Below are 21,970 nucleotides of genomic sequence, written 5' to 3'. Positions count from 1 at the left end.
ATGCGGATCGACCCCACCGAGCTCGGCGCGGAGCGCATCTACCGGCTGATGACCGGCATCGTGGTGCCGCGCCCAATCGCCTGGGTGACGAGCCTGTCGCGGAGCGGCGTGCTCAACCTCGCGCCGTTCAGCGCCTTCACCTTTGTCTCGCAGAAGCCGCCGATGCTCGCCATTAGCGTCGGTCGCAAGGGCGCTGATTACAAGGACACCGCGCACAACATCCTCGACACCGAGGAATATGTCATCCACATCGCCGACACGCCGCTGATGAATGCGGTGCACGACAGCTCCATCGAGCATCCGCCTGAAATCAGCGAGGTCGAGCAGCTCGGGCTGGAGACGCTTGACTGCGAGCGCATCAAGGTACGAAGGCTCGCCGCTGCGCCGGTTGCGATGGAATGCCGCTTTCGCCAGTGCCTCGAATTCGGCGAGGCGCGCAGCCGGCTGATCGTCGGCGAGGTCGTGATGTTCCACATCCGCGACGGCCTCGTCACCAACGGCAAGGTCGAGACCGCGGCACTCGATCCGATCGCCCGCATCGGCGGGCCCCGTTATGCCCGCCTCGGCGAGATCGTGACGCTGAACACCGTGTTCCAGACGTCCAAATCGAAGGACTGAACGTGCGGACGCTTGGCATACGCCGCCTGAAGACCATTGGAGAACGACGATGCGACTGTTGAGCTATCTGGTGGACGGAGAGCCGCGCTACGGCGCGGCGATTGATGGCGGCGTGGTCGATCTGACCACGCGGATCGGCCGCGATTTCTCCGACCTCAAGGCGCTGATCGCGGCCAACGCGCTGGCCGAGGCGCAGGATGTGGTGGCCGGCCAGAAGCCCGACTATATGCTTGAGAAGCTCACGCTGCTGCCGCCGGTGCTGTCGCCCGAAAAGCTCTGGTGCATCGGCGTCAATTACGCCGAACGCAATGCCGAATATAAAGACAATTCGGACCTGCCCAAATATCCGAGCCTGTTCGTTCGCAGCATGTCGTCGATGACGGGCTCCGGCCAGCCGCTGGAGAAGCCGCACGTCTCGGATCAGCTCGACTACGAAGGCGAGCTCGTCATCGTGATCGGCCAGGGCGGCCGTCATATCCAGCGCGAAAAGGCCTTCGCGCACATCTTCGGCATGACGCTGTGCAACGAAGGCACGATCCGCGACTGGCTGCGCCACGGCAAGTTCAACGTCACGCAGGGCAAGAACTTTGACCGCTCCGGCAGCATCGGCCCGTGGATCGTCACCGCGGACGAGCTCGATCCGCGAGGGCCGCATGACATCGTCACCCGCGTCAACGGCGAGGTGCGGCAGCAGGACACGACCGAGCGGCTGATGTTCCCGTTCGATGTCCTGATCTCCTATCTCTCGACCTTTGCGACCCTGAAGCCCGGCGACATGATCGTGACGGGCACGCCGACGGGCGCGGGTGCCCGCTTCGATCCGCCGCGCTGGCTGAAGGTTGGCGACGTCGTCGAGGTCGAGTCCAGCCGCATCGGCGTGCTCAGGAACACCGTGGCCGCGGAGCAGTAAGTGATGCTTGATACCGTCACGATCGAGCGCCTTGCTGGGCGCCTCGATGAGGCCGAGCGCACCAAGGCGCTGATTCCAATGTTCTCAAAGGACTATCCCGGCTTCAGCATCGAGGATGCCTACGCCGTCCAGCGCGCCTGGACAAAACTTCAGCTCGGTCGCGGCCGCGTCATCAAGGGCCACAAGATCGGCCTGACCTCGAAGGCGATGCAGAACGCGGTCGGCATCTCCGAGCCCGATTACGGCGTGCTGTTTGCCGACATGTTCTATGCTGATGCCACGCCGATTCCGTTCGATCGCTTTCACGCGCCACGGATCGAGGTCGAGCTTGCCTTCGTGCTGAAGGCGCCGCTGCGCGGTCCGGATTGCACCATCTTCGACGTGCTCAACGCTACCGATTACGTCACGCCCGCGCTCGAAATCCTGGAGACGCGCATGCATCGCGTCGATCCCGAGACCGGCAAGGCGCGCAAGGTCGTCGACACGATCTCGGACAACGCCGCCAATGCCGCGCTGGTGCTCGGCGGCCGGCCGTTCCGCCCGCTAGACGCGGATTTGCGCTGGATCGGCGCGCTCTTGTTCCGCAACGGCGAGGTCGAGGAGACCGGCCTTGCCGCCGGCGTGCTCAACCATCCCGCCAACGGCATCGCCTGGCTCGCCAATCGCCTGGCACCGCATGACGAGCATCTCGCCGCCGGCGAGGTGGTGCTGGCGGGATCGTTCACGCGTCCGGTCGATATCCGCCGCGGTGATACCTTTCATGCCGACTATGGCGCCTTCGGCTCCGTGTCGTGCCAGTTCGTCTGAACCAATAAAAAAGGAGGAAGCGCACATGACAGGCCCAACGCGGCGCAAGAGCATCCATATCGGCGGCTTCAAGCACGCCAATCCGATTCCGAACGCCTGCCGCATCGGCAATCTTGTGATGTCGGGCGTCATCCTCGGTCGCGACGGGGCTGGCACGATGCCGGAGAGCCTGGACGCCCAATGCGCCAACGTGTTCGCGCATATGAAGGCGACCGTGGAGGCTGCGGGCGGCACGACGGACGACATCATCAAGATGACGGTGTGGTTGAAGGACCGCACGCAGCGCGGCCCGGTCAATGTCGAATGGCTGAAAATGTTTCCGGACGAGCATTCGCGCCCGGCGCGTCACGCGCTGCCGATGGACAACATGGACGGCGGCGCACTGGTGCAGTGCGACTTCACCGCCGTGATCGACTGAGGGAGTTTTTGCACATGCCGACCTATCTGCCGTTCGATCCGAACCCGCGCCGTCCGGTCAAGGCGCCGCCGCCGAAAACCGTCGACAGCCAGTTTCACGTGCTCGGCCCCGTCGACAAATATCCGGAACGTCCGGGCGCGGCCTATCGGATGCCCACGGCCACCTGGGAAGCGGCATTGCGCATGCACAAGACGCTCGGTATCGAGCGCGGCATCATCGTGCAGACAACGACCTACGGCGCCGATCATTCCGTCGTGCTCGACGGTCTCGCCGCGATGGGCCCGAACTATCGCGGCTGTGCCAATGCCTTGGTGTTTGCTGAAGCGAACGATTCCTATCTCGCCAAGCTGCATGATGCCGGCGTGCGCGGCGCGCGCTTCAGTTTTCGACAGGAGCTGGGCGCGGTATTGTCGGACGCTGATTTCGCCCGTGCGATCGCAAGGATTCGCGAGCTCGGCTGGTACGTCAAGATCCAGCCGGAGAAGGACGGCATCGTCTCCAGCGTCGCCAAATACGAAAATCTCGACGTGCCCGTGCTGATCGACCACATGGCGCGCCCCGACCCCTCGCGCGGCAAGGACGATCCGAACCTGCGCAAGATGCTGGAGCTGCTCAAGAAGGGCAATTTCTGGGTCATGCTCTCGCTCGGCGAGAAGACCTCGCAAGCGGGCCCGCCGTATGACGATGTCATTCCGATCGCGCGCAGCTATATCGAGGCCGCGATCGACCGCTGCGTCTGGGCCAGCGACTGGCCGCATCCGGTCTCGGTGAAGCAGCCGCCGAACGACGCCGATCTGCTCGAATTGATGTTCCGTTACGCGCCCGACCAGGCGGAGCTGGAGAAGATCCTGGTGCACAATCCGGCGAAGCTGTTCGGGTATACGGATTAGAGGCTCGGGACTCGCCAAGAGCGCACCTTCGTCGGGGTGCGCACATCGCGCTCACAGCACCGGCTGCCTCGCCAGCCGATCCCGCACCTCGGCCGCGATCTCGAACGAGCGCAGCCGGGCGGCGTGATCGTAGATCTGGCCCGTGGTCATCAGCTCGTCGGCTGCGGTGTCGGCAATCAGCGCCTTCAGCTTCTCTTCGACGACCGCGGGCGAGCCGACTGCGGAGCAGGCCAGCGATTGCGCGACGCCTGCCTTCTCGGTCGGCGACCACAGCGCGTCCATGTCGTCGACCGGCGGCGGCAGCTGGCCGGGCGTGCCGCGGCGCAAATTGATGAACTGCTGCTGCAGCGAGGTCAACATGCGCTGTGCCTCGCCGTCGCTGTCGGCGGCGAACACATTGACGCCGACCATCGCATAGGGCTTGTCGAGCTGCGCCGATGGCTCGAACCGCGCGCGGTATTCGCGCAGCGCCGGCATCATCATCTGCGGCGCGAAGTGCGAGGCGAATGCGAAGGGCAGCCCCAGCATGGCCGCGAGCTGCGCGCCGAACATGCTCGAGCCGAGGATCCAGAGCGGCACTTTCGTCCCCATACCGGGCACGGCACGGATCGCCTGGTTCGGCTGCAAATCGCCGAGCAGGGCTTGCAGCTCCAGCACGTCATGCGGAAAATTCTCGGCAGCCGTCGCCAGATCGCGCCGCATCGCCCGCGCCGTGAGCTGGTCGGTGCCCGGCGCGCGGCCGAGCCCGAGATCGATCCGCCCGGGGTAGAGCGACTCCAGCGTGCCGAACTGCTCGGCGATCACCAGCGGCGAATGGTTCGGCAGCATGACGCCGCCCGAGCCGACGCGGATCGTCCTGGTCCCGCCCGCGACATGCCCGATCACCACGGATGTCGCCGCGCTCGCAATGCCCGTCATGTTGTGGTGCTCGGCCAGCCAGAAGCGCTTGAAGCCCCAGGCTTCCGCATGCTGGGCGAGATCAAGCGAGTTGCGAAACGCCTGCGCGGCGTCAGCGCCCTGCTTGATAGGCGCGAGGTCGAGCACGGAGAAGGGGATCATGGGAGGGCTGCCGGTGTGGGGGATCTGCGCGTGTGAGAAGATCACATGTAATGTCAGCGCGTTTGCGTCGCCACCACCCCGGTCACAACCCTGTTATTGCGGCCTATGGCGCCCTATGACTCAACTGGGCGTTTCGCACCTGTTGGTGTACCTTGAGCGTCGCATAGCGGTCTCGTGTCCCGGACGCGGTGCAGCGTGGAACGCTGCGCCGCAGAGCCGGGACCCATGCTCCGAATTGTGGGCCCCGGCTCTGCGACGCATCACTGCGTGCTGCATCGCGTCCGGGGCACGAGAGTAGCCGCACGTCGCCGCCACCGCACCGTCGCAGGAGGAATCGACATGACCATCGTCGTACTCAGCCGCCGCAATCTCCTCGCCGCCGGCGGCACCGTCCTCGCAACCGGAGTTTTGACAGTCGGGGCTTCCAGACTCCTGCTGCCGGCCCGTGCGGAGGGCCTCGCGCCGACTGAGTCGATGACGGGCGGGGCGAACAACTACCGCAAGGGCGCGGCGGTCGTGGAGCGGATCGGCAAGGGCGGCTTCTGGATGAGCGGCACCGTTCGCCGTGCCGGCGACGGGGCGCCGCTTGCCGGGCAGCGCATCCAGATCTGGGCGCACACGGTCGAAGGCCAGGAGCACGAGCCGCAGAGCCACGGCGCCACGCTCACCGACAAGGATGGGGCGTTCCGGCTCGAGATGCCGCAGATCATTCCGATCTTCGGCCAGCCGCACGGCCACCTCGCCTATGACAGCGGTGAGTTCAAAACCGTCTTTCTGCGGCCGATCATGCGAAGCGCGAAGGAAACCAGCCTCGAGGCGCACTTCGTGCTTCAGCCGGCTTGACCGCGTTGCAAGTGAAGGCGTGGAGATCGGCCCGGGTGCACTTGATCTGGGCCGCCCTTGCTTTGGCCATCGGCGTGCCGATCGCGCTCGCTGCGGCAAGCGAGCAGCTCGCATGGCGCGGTCCTGTCTACATCCTCGCTGGATTCGCAGGCATCGTCGCCCTCGGTCTCGTGCTGGTTCAGCCTTTGCTGATCGGCGGATATTTGCCGGGCCTGTCGGCCTATCGCGGGCGGCGTGCACACCACTGGATCGGCGGCGCGCTGGCCTTCGCGGTGGTGATCCATGTCGCCGGCCTCTGGATCACCAGTCCGCCTGATATGATCGACGCCCTGACCTTCGCGTCGCCGACGCCGTTCTCCCCCTTTGGCGTGATCGCGATGTGGGCCATCTTCGCTGTCGCGCTTCTGGCGCTGCTACGCCGGCGGCTGGGCCTGCGACTGCGAACCTGGCGCATCGTCCATCTTCCGCTCGCGATCGTCATCGTCGCGAGCGGCGTGGTCCATTGCCTGCTGATCGAGGGGACGATGGAGACAATCTCGAAAGCGACGCTCTGTGCATTTGTCCTCGCTGCAACCGCCAAGGCGATGATTGATCTCCGGCGAAAGCGGGCGTTGCGCGGCGAGAGCATTGCGAGGTAGTGAACCGGGCAGAATCGATTGCGATTTCGGGTTGGGGCGATGACTGAAAGTTCTTCCGATCTGAAAGCATTCCTGCTCGCGACGCCGTTCTTCGGCGGTCTCACGGACCCAAGTCTCGACCTCCTGCTATCGATGCTGGTCGAACGCAGCTTCGACGTCGGCGCGACCGTCGTGGCGGAAAGCGAGCCGGGACGCTCGATGTTCATCGTCAAATCCGGTCGTCTCGCGGTGAGCAAACGGGCGAATTCGGGGGACGCCATCCCGATTTCCACCCTTAGGCCCGGCGATTTCTTCGGAGAAATGACGCTGATCGAAATGCAGAACCGCTCCGCCACGGTGGTCGCGGAGGCCCCGACCGTGCTGTACGAGCTGACCGCGCAAAAGCTCTACGTCTGCTACAAGGCCGATATCCACGCCTATGTGATCGTCCTGCAGAACATCAATCGCGAGCTGTGCCGGCGCCTGCGCCGTTCCGACGATCGCCTCACTAGGCATCGAATGGATGAAGAGGGAAACTCTGCGAATTGAATGTGCGTCTCGGCGATGCCGCGAGTTCGTAGCCCGTAGGATAGGTAGAGCACTTGCGAAACCCATCATGTTTCGTCACCGGGGAGGGAAGGCTTGATGGGTTTCGCTTCCGCTCTACCCATCCTACGAGCTACAGCAACGCCAATGAGTGCAGCGAATTTCTATGAAGCCCGAAGGCAACCAAGCCGGAGAGAAGCAGCGCAGTCCCAGTCACGATCAGGCAAAACGCAAACACTATTGAAGCCTTTGGTTCGTCACGAATGACAAGGACGATAATAGATAAAATTTTACCGACAATCGAAAGGAAGAATTAACCTTACTTCCGCAGCCCGACAGGTATGAACCTCGGCATCTTGGATCCGATGTCCGCGCAGATTTAGCCCGTCGGGCAAAACACCCGGCTCCCACCAAAATCCCGTCAACCCTCCTTCATAAAAATATTCCACTTTACCGAAATTCGGATTTGCGGCACACTCCCGCCATCCCGACCCCTGGAGAGGGGCGATCGTACGTCGTCACGAACGTGGGTTGGGGGGCGGTGGACGCGGCAGCGCCGGCGCGGATGTGGGAGCAGGGCGGGCAGAGGATTGAGCCGAACCCCGTGAGCTCTCTGCAAGCCGCGTCGAACGAACGGCGCCTGTATCCCGCGAAGCCCTCGGGCGAAGCGGGATCGCTGCGTACGGCTAAACCGTGTGGTCCTGGCTGTCGTCGCTACAGCCAAGCTTTCGCGGAGGTGTGGAGCGCCCAACCGGGTCAACCACATCGTCAATTCGCTGAAAGCGAGGGAGGCCAGAAGGAACTCGGCTCCCGGGAGAGCGCGGCATACGCCGTCAACCCATCGCGCAGGGAAGGCCGAGTGTTCGGCGTCACCTGTATGCTGCTGTGCGGTTTCCTTGCGCTACACTTTCGCGCAGCGGACCGCGGGTGCCCGTCGGCACCCGGTCTTCCCTGCGCCCTCTTCACAGAGGAGGGCGACGGAAAACAGCATAACTCGGGCGTTTCGTGCCGCGAGAATGCTGATTCATGCGTACTTCGAGAGATGAAATGGTGCTGCCAGACAGGATTGAACTGTCGACCTCTCCATTACCAATGGAGTGCTCTACCACTGAGCTACGGCAGCATGTGCTGGGATAAGAATCGGCCGCCCAAGGGGCCTACCAAGCGGGCCGATATCTGCCACAGGCCTCCCCGCTGTGCAAGCTTGCAGGACCTGCCAAGATGAGAAAATCGGGACGATATCGGGGGTATCACGGCTGCTTTGGCCCGAAACGACCGACTTTCCGTCGATTTTGGTTCCTACTCCCCCGGCCAACTGGCCAGTTGGCCGGTGCGGCGGATTCGACCCATTTTGAGTTTCCACGATCGGGACCGCAGGGCCCTCTTGAGCTGCCGCATTCTCCGGGCATGTTATCGCCAACCGCTGTATGGACCCGTGATGGCTGACGAGAACGACAGAAGCGCGAGACAGGCGAAGGGATCGCGGGACGACCGCCTGAAATCGGCGCTGCGAGAGAATCTGAAGCGGCGGAAGCTGCAGGCGCGCGAACGCGCCGCAAGCGCCGACCCCTCGCAAGTCGACGATGGTTCCCTAGATGAGGGGACCGTCGGCAAGACTGGACCAATAGACAGGACCGGCCGCTAAAATCGAGCGGCCAGAATTTTTGGAGTGCATGCAGTGACCATGGGGCAGGACAACTCACACCAAACCGAACGCGATGCGATGATGTCGCGCTTCACCCGCCCCGAGCAGACATTTCCCGCGCTGACATCCGCCGAAATCGAGCGCATGAGACATTTCGGCGAGCTCTGCACCTACACAGACGGCGAGCTGCTGTTCGAGACCGGCAAGCCGGGGCCGGGCATGTTCGTCGTGCTGAAGGGCCATGTCGCCATCACCCAGCGCGACGGGCTCGGCAATATCACCCCGTTAATCGACCAGGGACCGGGGCAATTTCTGGCCGAGCTCAGCCAGCTCTCGGGCCGTCCGGCGCTGGTCGATGGTCGCGCCAAAGGCGATGTCGAGACGCTGCTGTTGCCGCCGGAGCGGCTGCGCGCGTTGCTGGTTGCCGAGGCCGAGCTTGGCGAGCGCATCATGCGCGCGCTGATCCTGCGCCGGGTCAATCTGCTGCAGGCCGGCGTCGGCGGCCTTGTGCTGATCGGTCCGTCGCATTCGGCCGGCGTGGTCCGCTTGCAGGGCTTTCTCACCCGCAACGGCCAGCCGCATCATTTGCTCGATCCCGAGCGTGACCGGGATGCCGCCGAGCTGATCGCGCGCTATTCGCCGAAACCTGAGGATTGGCCGCTGGTGGTCACGTCCGACGGCGCGGTGTTGCGCAATCCCGGCGAGACCGAGCTTGCGCGCGCCATCGGCATGATCGGCGGCCCGCGCAACGACCGCATCTACGACGTCGCGATCGTCGGCTGCGGACCGGCCGGGCTTGCGACCGCCGTGTATGCGGCGTCCGAAGGGCTCTCGGTTGCCGTGCTCGACACCCGCGCTTTCGGCGGCCAGGCCGGCGCCAGCGCGCGCATCGAAAACTATCTGGGTTTCCCGACCGGCATTTCCGGCCAGGCACTGACGGCGCGCGCCTTCAACCAGGCGCAAAAATTCGGCGCCGACATCATGATTCCTGTCACGGTGAAGTCGCTCGACTGCACGCGCAAGGACGGTGCGTTTTCCGTCGCGCTCGACGGCAGCGATCCCCTGCGCTCGCGCTCGATCGTGGTCGCGAGCGGCGCGCGCTATCGCCGGCCTGACATCGAGAACCTCGACAAGTTCGAGGGTCGCGGCGTCTGGTACTGGGCCTCCCCGGTCGAGGCGAAGCTGTGCGCCGGCGAGGAAGTGGCGCTGGTCGGCGCCGGCAATTCGGCGGGGCAGGCGGCCGTGTTCCTGTCGGGACACGCCAGACGCGTGCTGATGATTATCCGCGGCGGCGGCCTCGGGGCCAGCATGTCGCGCTATCTCATCGAGCGCATCGAAGCGACGCCGAACATCGAGCTTCTCTTCAACACCGAGATCACCGCGCTCGAAGGCGACGAGGCAACGCTGCTGCGGCGGATCCGCTGGAAGAGCCGGCTGTCCGATGACGAGGATTCCGCCGACATCAAGAATCTCTTCTTGTTCGTCGGCGCCGATCCCGCCACCACCTGGCTCGATGGCTGCGGCGTGACGCTCGATCGCGGCGGCTTCGTCGTCACAGGCGCGCAGTCCGAGCTGAACCAGGGCAAGCTGGTGGCGCCGCTGGAGACCTCCGTGCCCGGCGTCTACGCCGTCGGCGACGTCCGCTCCGGCTCGGTCAAGCGCGTCGGTGGCGCCATCGGTGAAGGCGCGCAGGTCGTGGCCTCCCTGCACGGCTATCTCGGCGACGCCGCAAAACCGGCGCTTTAAAGCACGATCTGGAAAAGTGTGAAGCGGTTTTCCGAAAAGATCGTGCTCAAACAATAAGTCAAGGACAAGACAAGCGAATGGCAAGCCGATTGTGACTTGCCATCTTGCCGTGTCCCACGGACTATCGCCTCGTCGCGACCAATCGCGCGTGGAAGAAAAGATTCACAAGGGAGGACTAAATGGCCGAACTCGTCGTGCTCTACAAGACGCCCAAAGACGTTGCCGCCTTCGACAAGCATTATGCCGAGACCCACATTCCGCTCGCCAAGAAATTGCCCGGCTTGAAGAAATACGCCGTCAGTACGGGCGCTGTCGGCTCGCCGGCCGGACCTTCAGGCGTTCATCTCGTCGCCATTCTCTCCTTCGACAGCGTGGGCGACATCCAGAAGGCCTTCGGCAGCGAGGCGGGCAAGGCTGCAGCCGGCGACGTTCCGAAATTCGCCAGCGGCGGCGCCGACCTCTTGATCTTCGACACCAAGGAAGTGTGATCGCGACGATCGATTCAACTTTCGTCGAAAGCTGCCATCGTTTGTGACAGCGCTGCAAAAAAATCAGCCATGCGTTTGTCGATTCGCACGACGACGCATGGCTGCGCCCGCATATGTGACGTCAGCGCAGGTAGCAATCCGATGAGGAGCGTAATAACAATACTCTGATCTCAATGCTGAGAGTAGGAGAGATGCCATGGTACTCGGGATGAGCCTGCAAGCCTTCACACTGGTCCATGTCATCATCAGCCTGATCGCCATCGCCGCCGGCCTGATCGTGATGTTCGGCTTGCTCGGCTCGAAGCCGATGCCCGGCCTCACCGCGATCTTCCTCCTCTTCACCATCCTGACCAATGCGACGGGCTTCTTGTTTCCATTCAAGGAGCTGCTGCCCTCGTACATCATCGCTGGCATCTCGCTGGTGCTGCTCGCGATCGCCTGCATCGCGCTGTATGGCATGAAGCTCGCGGGCGCGTGGCGGCCAGTCTACATCGTGACCGCGATGATCTCGCTCTATTTCAACGTCTTCGTGCTGGTGATCCAGTCGTTCCTGAAGGTGCCGGCGCTGGCCGCGCTCGCGCCGGCCGTGCCGCCCGCGCCGCCGTCGGGCCCTGTGTTCGCCGTGGTGCAGGGCATCGTGCTGGTGTTCTTCGTGCTGGTGACCATCGGCGCCTGGCGCCGCTACAAGCCGATGGCGTTCGCCTGATCGTTTCTGACTAAAGGAGTCCCCCCCCAATGCCCATCATCACCACCAAAGACGGCGTCGAGATCTTTTACAAGGATTGGGGTTCGGGCCAGCCGATCGTGTTCAGCCATGGCTGGCCGCTGTCGTCCGACGACTGGGACGCGCAGATGATGTTCTTCGTCACCCGCGGCTATCGCGTCGTCGCCCATGATCGCCGCGGCCACGGCCGCTCGGCGCAGGTCGCCGACGGTCACGACATGGATCACTATGCCGACGACCTCGCGGCGGTGAGCGCGCATCTCGACCTCAAGAACGCCATCCATGTCGGCCATTCCACCGGCGGCGGCGAGGTCGTGCACTACATCGCGCGCCATGGTGAGAGCCGGGTGGCGAAGGCCGCAATCCTCTCCGCGGTGCCGCCGCTGATGGTGAAGACCGAGGCCAATCCCGGCGGTCTGCCGAAGAGCGTGTTCGACGGCTTTCAGACGGCGCTCGCGGCCGGCCGCTCGGCGTTCTACCGCGACGTCGCCGCTGGCCCGTTCTACGGTTACAACCGTCCCGGCGCAAAACCGTCGGAAGCGGTGATCCAGAACTGGTGGCGCCAGGGCATGATGGGCGGCGCCAAGGCGCATTACGACGGCATCGTCGCGTTCTCGCAAACCGACTTCACCGAGGATTTAAAGAAGATCAACGTGCCGGTGCTGGTGATGCACGGCGACGACGACCAGATCGTGCCTTACGCCGATTCCGCGCCGCTGTCGGCCAAGCTGCTCAAGAACGGCACGCTGAAGACCTACAACGGCTTTCCGCACGGCATGCCGACCACGCACGCCGAAACCATCAACGCGGATCTGCTGGCGTTCTTCAAGGGCTGAGCGGATCGCTCACGCCAGGATCGCCCTGATCGCGTCGAAGGTCCGCTTGACGAAGGCCTCCGGCTTGTCGCGCGTGCCTTCGCTGAGCCAGCTCTCGCCGCCGACGCGCATCGCGCCGGTGGCGATCATGGCGACGAGGCGGGCGTTCAGCCGGTCCGACTTGTGCCCCGAGCGTTGCGCAAGTCCGTCCGCGAGCGCGCGCTCGAGCTTTTCGTATTTGAGCTGGTCGCGGGCCTGAAGCGCGGGATTGTCGCGCTTGAGCCGCGACATCGCCGCTGCCTCGGTCGGGTCGATCCGCTTGACCGCGGCTGCGATCGCGTTTTCCGCCGCCGTGAGCATGGACTCATCCGCAGGCCGCGCGAGGATCCCGGCGACCAGCGCGGCGGCCGCATCCTCCTGCCAGGCGGCGACGACGTCCTCCTTCGACGCGAAATAATGGAAGAAGCTCCGGCGCGAGACGTCGGCAGCGGCAGCGATGTCATCGATGGTCGTGGCCTCGAAGCCGCGCTCGAGGAACAAGCCCATTGCCGCGCGCTTCAGCCGCTCGCGGGTTTCCTGCTGCTTGCGCTGGCGCAGGCCGGGGCTGGCAGCGGATTTTGCTCGTGCCGGCAATGGCTTGGCGGCTTTGCTGGCCGATGTCGCGGCGGGCTTCGAAGCCTTCAAATCATTTCACCTCTTGCAAACTTGCACTCAGTGCACATTTAGACCCGTCGCTGGCCTCATTCCAGCCCTGAACGGAGATATGGCATGACCGACTGGACCACGGCAGACATCCCCTCGCTCAGCGGCAAGACCGCCGTCGTCACCGGGGCCACCGGCGGCCTTGGCTACGAGACGGCGCTGGCACTGGCGGGCGCCGGAGCCATCGTCATACTCACCGGGCGCAACGACGCAAAGGGTCTGCGGGCGATCGAGGGCATTTGCGCCCGGTTTCCCAACGCCCTGATTGCCTATGAACATCTCGACCTCGCAAGCCTTGCCTCCGTGGCCGATTTCACCCGGCGCTTTGCCGCCAGCAACGAGCAGCTCGATCTCCTCGTCAACAATGCCGGCGTGATGGCGCTGCCGAAGCGGCGGCAGACCGAGGATGGTTTCGAGCTGCAGCTCGGCACCAATTATCTCGGCCACTACGCCCTGACCGCCCGCCTGTTGCCACAGCTTCGCCGTGCGAAAGCTGCGCGCGTTGTTAATCTCTCCAGCCTCGCGCATCGCTCCGGCGCGATCAATTTCGACGATCTGCAGAGCCAGCGGTCCTATCGTCCCTGGCGTGCGTACTGCCAGTCCAAGCTCGCGATGCTGATGTTCTCGCTCGAATTGCAACGGCGTAGCGATGCGGCGGGCTGGGGCTTGCGAAGCGTTGCTGCGCATCCCGGCTACGCGCGCACCGATCTCATTCCGAACGGACCTGGCACCAACACCCTGCAATGGCGAGTTGGCCGGTTGCTCCAGCCGTTGATCAGCCAGTCCGCTGCGGAAGGCGCGCTGCCCACGCTATTTGCGGCGACGTCGGCGGCCGCTGAGCCCGCTGGCTATTACGGCCCGAACTGGTTCTACGAATTGAAGGGGCCGCCCGTGCCGGCGCGGATCATGCCGCAGGCGAAGGATTTCGCTTCGGCGGCCATGCTGTGGGATGTCTCGGCGACGCTGACCGGTGTATCCTTCGACGAGATCGCGGCCGCCGCATGAGCCGTGACTTCGGTGGGGACGTCCCGATGCATGTCATCATTTTCGGCGCGACCGGCATGGTCGGGCAGGGTGCGTTGCGCGAGTGCCTGGTCGATGCCGGCGTCGAGCGCGTGCTGGTGGTCGGGCGCAGCCCGACCGGCGTGCGCAACGGCAAGCTGACCGAGATCATCCACGACGATTTCACCGATTATTCGGCGATCGAGGCGCAGCTCTCAGGCTTCGACGCCTGCTTCTTCTGTCTCGGCGTCTCCTCGATCGGCATGAGTGAAGAGCGCTACCGCCATCTCACCTACGACATCACGCTCGCCGCGGCGACGACGCTGGCGCGGCTCAATCCGCAGATGACCTTCACGTATGTCACCGGCGCCGGCACAGATTCCACCGAGCAGGGCTCGCGGATGTGGGCGCGCGTCAAGGGCAAGACCGAGAACGATCTGCTCAAGCTGCCGTTCAAGGCCGCCTATATGTTCCGGCCAGGCGCGATCCAGCCTCTGCACGGGATCCGCTCGAAGACGCCCTGGGTGCAAGCGGTCTATGATGTGACCTGGCCGCTGTGGTCGGTGCTGCGCCGGATCTCGCCTGGGCTCGTCACCTCGACCGAGCAGATGGGCCGCGCCATGATCCATGTCGCCCGGGTCGGCTATCCCAAGAAGCTGCTGGAGATGAAGGATATCAATAGCCTCTAGTCCGCGTGATCGCTAGCTTGCGCGGAAATTTCGGCAGCCCGGCGCGTTGAGCCGTATCAGCCCTCGAGGAGAAGTGTCGGTGATGTCTCCCCAGCTCAAACTGATCGCGCTCGATGCCGACGATCTCGCGGTGATCTCGACCCATGTGCAGGACGCCCGCGTGCAGCCTTCCGACATCATCTGGCGGCAGGGCGAGAAGCGCCTCGTGGTCGGCATGAGCCGGCTAGACTGGGAGCAGACGCTGGCGGGCGAGACCGGGCCGCGCCGGCTGGTCTCAGCGCTCCGCTTCGACCGCGTGCTCGCCTGCAAGTCGCGCAACATCGATCTCGCGATACCCGAGGCGGTCCTGGACCTCGTCGGCATCGAGTTTCATCCCCGGGACGGCCGCGATGAGGAGCCCAGCGGCAGCGCGCTCTTGCTGTTCGCCCAGGGCGGCGCCATCCGGCTCGACGTCGAATGTCTGGAATGCGAGCTGACCGATCTGGGCGCGGACGAATTGGGAACGGGGCTGGGGATCGAGGGGGAGGGGTGAGGTTGCCTGTATACCTACCGAACCGGCTCAGGCCCTCGCCGGAACGGTAGCTTCCAAAGGGGGCTGCCAAGGGTTGACGCAGCTTCCCCGCCGCGCCATTGAGCAGGGGGCCGGTGAGCCAGACGGCGCCCCCTCAACCAGCAGAAGCCAAGCCCAAAATGCCCGTTCGTCTCGACCGCAGCAGCGCCGATTTTGACCAGCGATTCGCGGCCTTTCTCGCCGCCAAGCGCGAGATCTCGGCCGATGTCGAGGCCGCCGCGCGCACCATCGTCGATGACGTGGCCAGGCGCGGCGATGCCGCCCTGCTCGAGGCCACGGCAAAGTTCGACCGGCTGACGCTGGATGCTTCCGGCCTTCGCGTCTCGACCGCCGAGATCGAAGCCGCGAAAAAGGCCTGCGATGCCGCAACGCTGGATGCGCTCAAGCTCGCGCGGGACCGCATCGAGACCTACCATCGCCGTCAGCTGCCGAAGGACGAACGCTTCACCGACCCGCTCGGTGTCGAGCTCGGCTGGCGTTACACCGCAATCGAATCCGCCGGCCTCTACGTGCCCGGCGGCACTGCGGCCTATCCGTCGTCGGTGCTGATGAATGCGGTGCCGGCGAAAGTCGCCGGTGTCTCGCGCCTGGTGATGGTGGTGCCTTCGCCCGACGGCAAGCTCAATCCGCTGGTGTTGGCGGCAGCGCATCTCGGCGGCGTCACCGAGATCTACCGCGTCGGCGGCGCGCAGGCTGTGGCCGCGCTCGCTCATGGTACCGCGACGATTGCGCCGGTCGCAAAGATCGTCGGTCCCGGCAATGCCTATGTCGCCGCCGCAAAACGGCTGGTGTTCGGTAAGGTCGGCATCGACATGATCGCGGGCCCCTCCGAGGTGCTGGTGATCGCCGACGACACCGGCAATGCCGACTGGATCGCCGCTGATCTCTTGGCGCAGGCCGAGCACGATGTCAGCGCGCAATCGATTCTGATCACTGACTCGGCGCGCCTCGCCGCCGATGTCGAGAAGGCTGTCGAGGCGCAGTTGAAGACGCTGCCGCGCGCCGCAATTGCCGGCAAGTCCTGGGCCGATTTCGGCGCCATCATCATGGTGAGCTCTCTCGCCGACGCCATTCCGCTCGCGGACGCGATCGCTGCCGAGCATCTCGAGATCATGACCGGTGATCCCGACGCGCTCGCCGCTAAGATTCGCAACGCCGGCGCCATCTTCCTCGGGGCGCATACGCCGGAGGCGATCGGCGATTATGTCGGCGGCTCCAACCACGTGCTGCCGACGGCGCGCTCGGCGCGATTCTCCTCGGGCCTCGGGGTCGCCGATTTCATGAAGCGGACCTCGATCCTGAAATGCGGCCCGGACCAGCTGCGTGCGCTGGGGCCGGCTGCGATGACGCTCGGACAAGCGGAGGGGCTGGATGCCCATTCGCGCTCGATTGGATTGCGCCTCAATCTGTCATGACCCAGCCGCCCGAACAGGACGCCTCGACCAATCGCATCGTCGCGGTCACGCTCGACGAGGACTCGATCGGCCGTTCCGGGCCCGACATCGAGCATGAGCGCGCGATCGCGATCTACGATCTGATCGAGCAGAATTTGTTCGCTCCCGAGGGCGCCGACGGCAAGGGCCCATTCACGCTGCATATCGGCATCACCGGCAGCAGGCTGATGTTCGACATCCGCCGCGAGGACGGCACGCCCGTGGTCGCGCATCTGTTGTCGCTCGGACCGTTCCGGCGGATCGTGAAGGACTATTTCATGATCTGCGATAGCTATTACCAGGCGATCCGCACCGCGACCCCGGACAAGATCGAGGCGATCGACATGGGCCGCCGCGGCATCCATGACGAGGGATCGCGCACGCTGCAGGAGCGGCTGAAGGGCAAGGTGCGGGTCGATTTCGAGACCTCGCGCCGCCTTTTCACGCTCATTACTGTCCTTCATTGGAAGGGTTAGGCGCGATGGCGGGTCCGCCACGCGCACGCGATCCGCAATCGGTGCTGTTCGCCTGCGCCATGAACAGCGTGCGCTCGCCGATGGCCGAGAGCCTGCTGCGGCACATGTTCGCGCAGGGTCTCTACGTGAAATCGGCCGGTGCGAGGAAGGGCGAGCTCGATCCGTTCGCGATCGCCGTGATGGCCGAGCTCGGCCAGGACATCTCCACCCACAGGCCGCAGACGTTTGAGGAACTGGAGGACTGGGAGGGGCTGAATTTCGACCTCATCATCACGCTCTCGCCCGAGGCACACCACAAGGCGCTGGAGCTGACCCGCACGCTTGCCGCCGACGTCGAATACTGGCCGATGCAGGATCCCACCACCATCGAGGGCAGCCGCGACCAGAAGCTCGCCGCCTATCGCGAGGTCTGCGACCAGCTCCTGATGCGGATTCGCCGGCGTTTCGCCAAGGTCGGCGCGGCGAGCGGGTAGCATTGGGCAGGCGTAACACCCGCGTCACAGACTAAGGGCACACGCATGTCGGACACCTCGAATCACCAAAGTCCGGGTTCCCGGGTTGTGAAATCAGCCCCCTTCCGATAGGTTCCGCGCGCAATTCACCCCCTGCCTCGTCTCCCAAAAATCACCTGATGCTCGGCCGCCCCAAATTCGTTCTTGCCTCCGGTTCGCCGCGGCGCCTGTCGCTGCTCAACCAGGCCGGCATCGAGCCGGACGCGCTCCGGCCGGCCGATGTCGACGAGACGCCGAAGCGGGGCGAGCTGCCGCGTGCCTGCGCCAATCGCCTCGCGAGGGCCAAGGCCGATGCGGCGCTGAAATCGGTGCAGCTCGATGACGAGCTGCGCGGCGCCTTCATCCTGTCCGCCGACACAGTGGTGGCGGTTGGCCGCCGCATCCTGCCCAAGGCCAATCTCGTCGACGAGGCCGCGCAGTGCCTGCGGCTGCTGTCCGGCCGCAACCACCGCGTCTACACTGCGATTACGCTCGTGACACCGCGCGAGGCCTTCCGCCAGCGTCTGGTCGAGACCCGGGTCCGCTTCAAGCGGCTGTCGGAAGACGACATCCAGGCCTATATCGGCTCCGGCGAATGGCGCGGCAAAGCCGGCGGCTATGCCGTGCAGGGCATCGCCGGCTCCTTCGTGGTGAAGATGGTGGGCTCCTACAGCAACGTGGTCGGCCTGCCGCTCTACGAGACCACGACGCTGCTCGGCGGCGAAGGCTTTCCGATCCGCTTCGGCTGGCTCAACGCCACGGCCATTTGACCACGGCCCGACAAAAATCTCGAAAACAACCCCATGCACAGTAGAATCGGCAGGCGGCGCGCCTGCGCCTCCGCCGCAGGAACCCGTTTGCCGAGAGGCTCTTGAACCCTTTCACCTCGTGTAAGTTGCCGCCATCAAGGACGACCACATCAAAAAGCCCGCTGCGCCCCTCAAAACCTGCCCGATCTGCGGCAAGCCGCAGGCGGAGGCCACCCGTCCGTTCTGCTCCTCGCGCTGCCGCGACGTCGACCTGAACCGATGGCTGAAAGGGTCCTATGTCATCCCCGGCCGCGACGACGAAGCCGACGGCGAAGAATAATTAGTTATATCAATAGCTTGCATGGAAGTCCGATGCATCGCGCGCCAGCCGCGGCAATGGCGCCCGACCTTGTGCACAGCCGGCCCGCACCCGGCGAAGCCTCTTGGCGAAGCCGGGTGGACAGGCCGCTTCCAGCCCACTATAAACCGCCCGCTCGATGGGCTTTGGCCCCTCTTTGGAGCACGCCCAGGTAGCTCAGTTGGTAGAGCATGCGACTGAAAATCGCAGTGTCGGTGGTTCGATTCCGCCCCTGGGCACCATTCCTGAACAGATTTACGAAACCTCGCAATGGCTGGAGTGCCGGTCTCGGTTGCTCGGTCATTTGCCAATGACTAGATAGGACATCGTCGTTCGCGCCTATTCTCGCGGCCCGACCGCGCTGATTGCTTCTGTTCCCCGCAAATCGTTGAGTCGGACGCCCGTCGTGGCATGCTTGAACGCCAGCTCCACCACACCGACGATCTGCGCAGCCGCGTCTTCCGGCGACAGTCCAGCGGGACGGATATTGGATATACAGTTCCGGCTCGAATCCATCATGCCGACCCGCGGCCGCCACGTGATATAGGCGCCGAGCGAGTCGGCTGCCGACAGACCCGGACGTTCGCCAATCAGGACGACGGCTAGCTTTGCGCCTAGCAATTCACCGATCTCGTCACCGACCGCGACGCGCCCCTGCCCGACAAGGACAAGTGGTCCCATCGTGAGGCCTTGAGCCAACAAGAGCCGGCGCAGCTGATCGACCAACGGCAGAAGGTTGATCTCGATAGCCGATGCGGAGAGGCCGTCGGCGGCGACGATCGCGACATCGCTGCCGCGTTGCTGGCCGTCGATGGCCAGACGCCCTGCGGGCGATAGGCGGCGTCCCAGATCCGGGCGGCGCAGATATTCGGCGCGATCGGCCGCGGTGCTCTGGACATGGACGACGCTCCAGTCTCGCTCGCGAAGCGATTGCCCGATGGTGTCGAAATCAAGCGCGGCGTGAACGGCGTCACGCGCGCGCGCATGATCGAGCATGAACCGAAGGCCCGTAGCCGTCAGTTGCCCGGATCCGGCGCGCCCGAGCGCGATGCGCGCCGGCGTGAAGCGTCGCAGGCGCGCGAGTTTGTCGGTCACTGCGAGCTGGTTGTTCCGATCTGGCGGCTCGTCCGGCATCATCAGGCTTCCATCGTCTCGATCAGCGCAATGGCCGGACCGATCGCTCCAGACGCGGCTTTCTCAAGCAAACGGCCGTCCACGTCGGCGAGGCCCGTCCGCTGCAGCCAATCCTCGAACTCCGGAGCGCATCGCCGACCGAGAGTCTGACGGACGTAGAGGATGTCGTGAAACGCCAGACTCTGATAGTTCAGCATGACGTCATCGGCGCCGGGAACCGCAATGACGAAGGTGACGCCTGCGGCGGTCAGCAGCGTCAGCAGCGCATCCATGTCGTCCTGATCGGCTTCGGCATGATTGGTGTAGCAGACATCGCATCCCATCGGCACGCCGAGCAGCTTGCCGCAGAAATGGTCCTCGAGTCCGGCCCGCGTGATTTCCTTGCCGTTATAGAGATATTCGGGACCGATGAAGCCGACGACCGTGTTGACGAGCAGCGGCTTGAAACGCCGCGCGATGGCGTAGGCGCGCGCTTCCATCGTCTGCTGATCGATTCCAAAATGCGCGTCGGCGGATAGTGCGCTGCCTTGCCCGGTTTCAAAATACATGACATTCCTGCCGACGGTGCCGCGAGCCAGGGAAAGCGCCGCATCATTGGCCTCCGCCAGGAGGGACAAGCTGATCCCGAACCCTCGATTGGCTTTTTCAGAGCCAGCTATGGATTGGAAGACGAGATCGACCGGGGCGCCGAGATTGATGGCCTGGATCGCGGTCGTGACATGTCCCAGACAGCAGGTCTGCGTCGGAACTTCGAGGCGCTCCCGGACATTGTCGAGCAGGCTGACGATGCGCACATAGTCTTGCAAACTATCGGTCGCGGGATTGACGCCGATCACCGCGTCGCCGACGCCGAACAAGAGTCCGTCAAGCAGACTGGCCGCAATTCCTCGGGAATCGTCGGTCGGATGGTTCGGTTGCAGCCGCGTGGAGAGCCGGCCGGCAAGCCCGATCGTGTTGCGGAAAGCGGTAATGACGCTGCATTTGGCCGCCACGACGATGAGGTCTTGCGCGCGCATGATCTTGGACACGGCGGCGGCCATTTCCGGGGTCAGGCCGGGGACCAGCGCGGCCAGATGGCTGGTCGTTGTCCGCGTGTCGAGCAGCCATTCGCGAAATCCGCCGACGGTCAGATGGGACACCGGTTCGAATGCCGTCAGATCATGGCTATCATGGATCAGACGAGAAACCTCGTCCTCCTCATACGGCACGAGATCGATATTCAGGAAGGTCTTGAGAGGAAGATCGGCCAGCGCCATCTGGGCAGCAACACGCTCGATGGCGCTCTGCGCCGCGACGCCGGCTAAAACATCACCCGAGCGGGCTGGCGATGCTTTGGCAAGCAGCGTCCTGAGATCGTGAAAGGTCCAGCGTGTACCGTTGATTGTCGTGTGATAGCACATGCAACAATGCCTCACTCGGCCAGGGCGCTGGCGCTTTGCCGCGATCGACGGGCGAGCAGATTGGCTACGATCAACAACAGGATCGACAGGCCCATCATCAAGGTGGCGGCCGCCGTGATCGCCGGACTCAATTGCTCTCGCAGGCCCGTGAACATTTCGAGTGGCAGGGTGCGCTGCTCGGCGTTGGCGAGGAATTGCACCACGACCACTTCGTCGAACGACGTCACAAAGGCGAAAGCGGCGCCTGACAATACGCCTGGCAGGATCAGCGGCAGCATGACCCGAATGAATCCGGTCAGCGGTCTCGCCCCGAGAATGGACGTCGCTCGCATCAGGTTGCGGTCGAACCCCGTGAGGCTTGCGCCGACGGTCACCACGACAAAGGGGCTCGCCAGAACGGTATGCGCGAGGATGATGCCGAAATAGGTATTGGCGAGCCCGACGCGGGCATAAAACAGATAGGTTCCGACCGCCGTCACGACGACCGGGACGATCAGGGGCGAAATCAGCAAAGGCACGACGAACCGCCGCGCCGGGAATTTCGGATCCGACAGGCCGATCGCGGTCAGCGTTCCCAGCACGGTCGCCAGCACGGTCGATCCCAATCCGATCAGCAGGCTGTTGCCGATGGCGGCGCGCCAGCGCGGCGTCCCGAGCACGACTTCGTACCACCGCGTTGAAAGCCCGGCGAGCGGGAAGGTGAAGAATGAACCGCTGTTGAAAGACAAGGGCACCGGCACGAAAATCGGCACGACGAGGAAGATCAGCACCAGCACGCACCAGAACCAGAGCGCGGTGACGCGGACCCATTCGGCGGTCGTTGGGTATGGCGACAACAT

The 21,970-nt window shown here is 64.3% G+C and carries 26 protein-coding genes and 2 tRNA genes; 22 read left to right on the top strand and 6 right to left on the bottom strand.

The features are described from left to right. From ABID59_RS29605 to ABID59_RS29585, 5 genes are read left to right on the top strand one after another with little or no spacing between them, the layout of a single operon-like run. Nucleotides 1-618, top strand: coding sequence for a flavin reductase family protein (locus ABID59_RS29605; protein ID WP_354085693.1), 618 nt, complete (start codon nt 1-3; stop codon nt 616-618). A gap of 49 nt (nt 619-667) precedes the next feature. After that, nucleotides 668-1,528: a fumarylacetoacetate hydrolase family protein gene (locus ABID59_RS29600; RefSeq protein ID WP_354085692.1), complete on the top strand. Its 861-nt coding sequence runs from the start codon at nt 668-670 to the stop codon at nt 1,526-1,528. 3 nt (nt 1,529-1,531) lie between these two features. After that, nucleotides 1,532-2,335: a 2-oxo-hept-4-ene-1,7-dioate hydratase gene (gene hpaH, locus ABID59_RS29595; protein ID WP_354085691.1), complete on the top strand. Its 804-nt coding sequence runs from the start codon at nt 1,532-1,534 to the stop codon at nt 2,333-2,335. A gap of 25 nt (nt 2,336-2,360) precedes the next feature. After that, on the top strand, nt 2,361-2,753 hold the full coding sequence (locus ABID59_RS29590; RefSeq protein ID WP_354085690.1) for a RidA family protein: 393 nt from the start codon (nt 2,361-2,363) through the stop codon (nt 2,751-2,753). Between the two features lie 14 nt (nt 2,754-2,767). After that, a complete protein-coding gene (locus tag ABID59_RS29585; RefSeq protein WP_354085689.1) occupies nt 2,768-3,643 on the top strand; it encodes an amidohydrolase family protein in 876 nt (291 codons plus the stop codon). Nucleotides 3,644-3,694: 51 nt separating this feature from the next. Here the strand turns inward: ABID59_RS29585 and ABID59_RS29580 are convergent, their stop codons facing one another. Next, the gene (locus ABID59_RS29580) at nt 3,695-4,702 is read right to left on the bottom strand and encodes an LLM class flavin-dependent oxidoreductase (protein WP_354085688.1); all 1,008 of its coding nucleotides are present in this window, start codon (nt 4,700-4,702) and stop codon (nt 3,695-3,697) included. A gap of 339 nt (nt 4,703-5,041) precedes the next feature. On the opposite strand from ABID59_RS29580, the gene ABID59_RS29575 reads away from it, so the two are divergent. The 3 genes from ABID59_RS29575 to ABID59_RS29565 are packed head-to-tail and all read left to right on the top strand — an operon-like array spanning nt 5,042 to nt 6,711. Continuing rightward, the gene (locus tag ABID59_RS29575; protein ID WP_148749887.1) at nt 5,042-5,545 is read left to right on the top strand and encodes a peptidase associated/transthyretin-like domain-containing protein; all 504 of its coding nucleotides are present in this window, start codon (nt 5,042-5,044) and stop codon (nt 5,543-5,545) included. A gap of 35 nt (nt 5,546-5,580) precedes the next feature. Continuing rightward, the gene (locus ABID59_RS29570) at nt 5,581-6,183 is read left to right on the top strand and encodes a ferric reductase-like transmembrane domain-containing protein (RefSeq protein WP_502916836.1); all 603 of its coding nucleotides are present in this window, start codon (nt 5,581-5,583) and stop codon (nt 6,181-6,183) included. A 39-nt stretch (nt 6,184-6,222) separates the two neighbouring features. Beyond that, nucleotides 6,223-6,711: a cyclic nucleotide-binding domain-containing protein gene (locus tag ABID59_RS29565; RefSeq protein ID WP_354085686.1), complete on the top strand. Its 489-nt coding sequence runs from the start codon at nt 6,223-6,225 to the stop codon at nt 6,709-6,711. 1,045 nt (nt 6,712-7,756) lie between these two features. Here ABID59_RS29565 and ABID59_RS29560 read toward each other — a convergent pair. Then, nucleotides 7,757-7,831: transfer RNA gene (locus ABID59_RS29560), tRNA-Thr, on the bottom strand. A gap of 315 nt (nt 7,832-8,146) precedes the next feature. Between ABID59_RS29560 and ABID59_RS29555 the strand changes: the two genes are divergently transcribed. The 5 genes from ABID59_RS29555 (at nt 8,147) to ABID59_RS29535 (ending at nt 12,147) form a co-directional block, all read left to right on the top strand. Next, nucleotides 8,147-8,353 carry a hypothetical protein gene (locus ABID59_RS29555; protein ID WP_354085685.1) on the top strand — a complete coding sequence of 69 codons (207 nt, stop codon included), beginning with the start codon at nt 8,147-8,149 and terminating at the stop codon, nt 8,351-8,353. Between the two features lie 39 nt (nt 8,354-8,392). Continuing rightward, on the top strand, nt 8,393-10,099 hold the full coding sequence (locus tag ABID59_RS29550; RefSeq protein WP_354085704.1) for an FAD-dependent oxidoreductase: 1,707 nt from the start codon (nt 8,393-8,395) through the stop codon (nt 10,097-10,099). A 179-nt stretch (nt 10,100-10,278) separates the two neighbouring features. Next, nucleotides 10,279-10,587, top strand: coding sequence for an EthD family reductase (locus ABID59_RS29545; protein WP_148749892.1), 309 nt, complete (start codon nt 10,279-10,281; stop codon nt 10,585-10,587). 196 nt (nt 10,588-10,783) lie between these two features. Continuing rightward, nucleotides 10,784-11,293, top strand: a complete 510-nt coding sequence (locus ABID59_RS29540; RefSeq protein ID WP_148749893.1) for a hypothetical protein — start codon at nt 10,784-10,786, stop codon at nt 11,291-11,293. 29 nt (nt 11,294-11,322) lie between these two features. Continuing rightward, nucleotides 11,323-12,147 (top strand): alpha/beta fold hydrolase, encoded by an 825-nt coding sequence (locus ABID59_RS29535; RefSeq protein WP_354085684.1) that lies wholly within the window; start codon nt 11,323-11,325, stop codon nt 12,145-12,147. 9 nt (nt 12,148-12,156) lie between these two features. Here ABID59_RS29535 and ABID59_RS29530 read toward each other — a convergent pair whose 3' ends face one another. Then, entirely contained in the window at nt 12,157-12,810 is a 654-nt protein-coding gene (locus ABID59_RS29530) for a TetR/AcrR family transcriptional regulator (RefSeq protein ID WP_354085683.1), read from the bottom strand. A gap of 84 nt (nt 12,811-12,894) precedes the next feature. On the opposite strand from ABID59_RS29530, the gene ABID59_RS29525 reads away from it, so the two are divergent. From ABID59_RS29525 to ABID59_RS29485, 9 genes are all read left to right on the top strand, one after another. Next, nucleotides 12,895-13,833, top strand: coding sequence for an SDR family oxidoreductase (locus ABID59_RS29525; protein WP_354085682.1), 939 nt, complete (start codon nt 12,895-12,897; stop codon nt 13,831-13,833). A gap of 26 nt (nt 13,834-13,859) precedes the next feature. Beyond that, nucleotides 13,860-14,519, top strand: a complete 660-nt coding sequence (locus ABID59_RS29520; RefSeq protein WP_354085681.1) for an NAD-dependent epimerase/dehydratase family protein — start codon at nt 13,860-13,862, stop codon at nt 14,517-14,519. An 82-nt stretch (nt 14,520-14,601) separates the two neighbouring features. Continuing rightward, the gene (locus ABID59_RS29515; protein ID WP_354085680.1) at nt 14,602-15,051 is read left to right on the top strand and encodes a DUF2948 family protein; all 450 of its coding nucleotides are present in this window, start codon (nt 14,602-14,604) and stop codon (nt 15,049-15,051) included. 158 nt (nt 15,052-15,209) lie between these two features. Beyond that, nucleotides 15,210-16,505: a histidinol dehydrogenase gene (hisD, locus tag ABID59_RS29510; protein WP_148749899.1), complete on the top strand. Its 1,296-nt coding sequence runs from the start codon at nt 15,210-15,212 to the stop codon at nt 16,503-16,505. Then, complete coding sequence (locus ABID59_RS29505; protein ID WP_354085679.1) at nt 16,502-16,999, top strand: UPF0262 family protein; 498 nt, start codon at nt 16,502-16,504, stop codon at nt 16,997-16,999. Before hisD ends, ABID59_RS29505 begins: the two co-directional genes overlap by 4 nt. A 5-nt stretch (nt 17,000-17,004) precedes the next feature. Further along, the gene (locus tag ABID59_RS29500; protein ID WP_354085678.1) at nt 17,005-17,472 is read left to right on the top strand and encodes an arsenate-mycothiol transferase ArsC; all 468 of its coding nucleotides are present in this window, start codon (nt 17,005-17,007) and stop codon (nt 17,470-17,472) included. 158 nt (nt 17,473-17,630) lie between these two features. Next, a complete protein-coding gene (locus tag ABID59_RS29495) occupies nt 17,631-18,260 on the top strand; it encodes a Maf-like protein (protein WP_148749902.1) in 630 nt (209 codons plus the stop codon). 133 nt (nt 18,261-18,393) lie between these two features. After that, a complete protein-coding gene (gene yacG / locus ABID59_RS29490; protein WP_354085703.1) occupies nt 18,394-18,579 on the top strand; it encodes a DNA gyrase inhibitor YacG in 186 nt (61 codons plus the stop codon). 184 nt (nt 18,580-18,763) lie between these two features. Then, nucleotides 18,764-18,839, top strand: a tRNA-Phe gene (locus ABID59_RS29485). A 97-nt stretch (nt 18,840-18,936) separates the two neighbouring features. Here the strand turns inward: ABID59_RS29485 and eutC are convergent. The 3 genes from eutC to ABID59_RS29470 are packed head-to-tail and all read right to left on the bottom strand — an operon-like array spanning nt 18,937 to nt 21,970. After that, on the bottom strand, nt 18,937-19,734 hold the full coding sequence (gene eutC / locus ABID59_RS29480) for an ethanolamine ammonia-lyase subunit EutC (protein ID WP_210250879.1): 798 nt from the start codon (nt 19,732-19,734) through the stop codon (nt 18,937-18,939). After that, nucleotides 19,734-21,131: an ethanolamine ammonia-lyase subunit EutB gene (locus ABID59_RS29475; RefSeq protein ID WP_354085677.1), complete on the bottom strand. Its 1,398-nt coding sequence runs from the start codon at nt 21,129-21,131 to the stop codon at nt 19,734-19,736. The genes eutC and ABID59_RS29475 overlap by 1 nt, the downstream gene beginning before the upstream one ends. An 11-nt stretch (nt 21,132-21,142) precedes the next feature. Next, nucleotides 21,143-21,970, bottom strand: coding sequence for an ABC transporter permease (locus tag ABID59_RS29470; RefSeq protein ID WP_354032525.1), 828 nt, complete (start codon nt 21,968-21,970; stop codon nt 21,143-21,145).

This window comes from Bradyrhizobium sp. S3.3.6 (assembly GCF_040546905.1).
GTDB classification, from domain to species: domain Bacteria; phylum Pseudomonadota; class Alphaproteobacteria; order Rhizobiales; family Xanthobacteraceae; genus Bradyrhizobium; species Bradyrhizobium cytisi.
The sequence above is the reverse complement of the archived record's forward strand: the minus strand, read 5'-3'. Positions and strand labels throughout refer to the sequence as shown.